We start from the raw sequence: 1,874 nt of genomic DNA, 5'->3' as shown, positions 1-1,874 counted from the left end.
CCCGTCGAGCACGGTGGTCGTCCCGTCGAGCACGGTGGTCGTCCCGTCGGCGCCGGGACGCTCCTCGGCGGCGCCCCCCTCAGCAGCGCCGCCTCCGTCGCCAGCCCTGTCGCCGGCCCTGTCACCGACGCCGGCCCTGTCACCGACGCCGACGCCGGTGGCGGCTTCGCTGTCGGCGCCGCCCTCCTCGGCGGGAGCGCGCCCGCCGTCGACGTCGCCCGCGTTGCCGCTGCCATCGGCGACACCGCTCTCACCACCGGTGGCAGCACCGGCACCGGTGGTGAGAGCGGCAGCATCATCGGCACCGGCCGGCCCGTAACGGCCGGGCACGGGCCGGGACCCGGTGGTGAGCAGGACGTCCCAGCCGTCCGCGACAGCCGCGTCGAGATCGTCGGCGGTCACCTCGGTCCCGAGGTCGACCTGCACCCGCAGCCGGTGGCACTGCGCCACCAGCCAGTCGGTGAGCAGGGCCAGCCGGGTGCGGCCCGGCCCGGCCGCGGCGGCCCGCAGCGCGCCGCCGAGCGTGCCGCCGCGTTCGGCCAGCCGGACCTGGTGCCCGCGCAGCGCCAGCACCCGGGCGGCCTCCAGCCCGGCGGGCCCGCCGCCGACCACCAGCACGGCGCGGGCCCGCGGGTCGGTGCCCGTAACCGGCCTCTCGACGGTCTCGTGCCCGCTGTACGGCTCACCGACGCAGCTGACGACCGGGTTGCGGTTGTCACGCACCCGGCAGGCCTGGTTGCACAGGACGCACGGCCGGACCTGGCCGGCCGCGCCCGCGCGTACGAGACGCACCAGGTCGGGCTCGGCGATCTGCGCCCGGGTCATCTCGGCCATGTCGGCGACACCGTCGGCCAGGGCGGCCTCGGCCTCGGCCACGTCCACGACGCTGCCCTGCAGCACCACGGGGACGCGCCCGGCGGCGGCGGCCCGCATCTGCCGGCACAGCTGGAGGTTGAACATCGGCGGCGTGTGCGCGGCGGGCCGGTAGGCCGAGGTGGAGAACGGCCCGCCACGGACCACGACGAGCAGGTCGATGTCGCCGGCGAGGGCGGCGACCTGCTCGGCCGCCTGCTCGGGTGTCACCCCGGCCCAGGGCGCGAGCTCGTCGCAGGACAGCCGCAGCGCCAGGACGCGGCCGGCCCCCAGCGCGCCGCGCACCGCGGCGATCACCTCGCGGGTCAGGCGCAACCGGTCGTCACCGTAGCCGTCGGCACGCTGGTTGGTCAGCCCGGAGTGGAACTGGCGCAGCAGCGAGACCGGCCCGGCGTCGATCTCCACGCCGTCGGTGCCGGCCGCCGCGGCCAGCCGGGCGGCGGCGGCGAAGCCCTCGACGACCGCGTCGATCTCGGGCTGTTCCATCTCCGCGGGCAGTTCGCGGCTGGCCGCGTCGGCCACCGGCGACGGCGCCCACAGCACCGACTGGGAGAACGCGCTCGAGCCCTGCCCGCCGGCGTGGCCGAGCCCGGCGAGCACCAGGGTGCCGTGTTCCCGGCAGGCGTCGGCCACCGCCGACCAGCCGGGGGCGCAGTCGGCGGCCAGCGGCGCCCGCTCGTAGGGCCAGTCGTCGGCGGTGACCGACGCCGTCTCGGTGACGATGATCCCGGCGCCGCCGGCCGCCCGCCGGGCGTAGTAGGCGACGTGCCGGGCGCTCAACGAGCGGCGGTGGCCGAGGTTGGTCTCGTGCGGCCCGAACAGCACCCGGGACGGCGCCCGCCGCGTCCCGAGCGTCAGGGGGGTCCCGAGTAACAGGGGATCGGCCGGTTGTGGGGCGGGCATGTCAGCGCCCCACCGTGGCCGCGGGCGCGAACCCGGCCAGCGGGTCCTGCTGGCAGGCGCTCACCGGTGCGGCACTCACCGGCGCGCGGCCGATGACC

The 1,874-nt window shown here is 77.7% G+C and carries 1 protein-coding gene; it reads right to left on the bottom strand.

Going from position 1 to position 1,874, the window contains the following annotated elements; all coding sequences use genetic code 11:
* The coding region (locus AC5LUJ_RS00550; RefSeq protein ID WP_493464304.1) for a mycofactocin system FadH/OYE family oxidoreductase 1 at window positions 1-1,776 on the bottom strand (1,776 nt) is incomplete at its 3' end.
* Window positions 1,777-1,874 lie beyond the last annotated feature (98 nt).

It is taken from the genome of Protofrankia sp. CiP1_Cm_nod3 (genome assembly GCF_982290655.1).
The sequence above is the reverse complement of the archived record's forward strand: the minus strand, read 5'-3'. Positions and strand labels throughout refer to the sequence as shown.